Raw genomic sequence first — 273 nt, 5'->3', positions numbered from 1 at the left:
CATTGCCCAGCCGAACTGGCAGTCGAAAGACGACTTCATGAAACTCGGCGAGCCAAACCTGTTCTTCGGGGTGGCCGCCGGCAACATGGACTCGATGATCAACCGCTACACCGCAGACAAGAAGATCCGTTCCGACGACGCCTACACCCCGGGTGGCCTGGCCGGCAGCCGTCCGGACCGTGCCAGCCTGGTGTACAGCCAGCGCTGCAAGGAAGCCTACAAGCATGTGCCGATCGTGCTCGGCGGCATCGAGGCTTCGCTGCGCCGCATCGC

Annotated in this window: 1 pseudogene; it reads left to right on the top strand. The window is 63.7% G+C overall.

The annotated features are described in order from the left end of the window. Window positions 1-273, top strand: a pseudogene (locus SB719_RS20030) (YgiQ family radical SAM protein); the annotation flags it as partial.

Origin of the sequence: Pantoea sp. SIMBA_079 (assembly GCF_046940275.1) — a bacterium.
Classification (GTDB): Bacteria; Pseudomonadota; Gammaproteobacteria; order Enterobacterales; family Enterobacteriaceae; genus Pantoea; species Pantoea borealis.
Note: the sequence above shows the minus strand (reverse complement) of the source record. Positions and strands in the feature narration are given on the sequence as shown.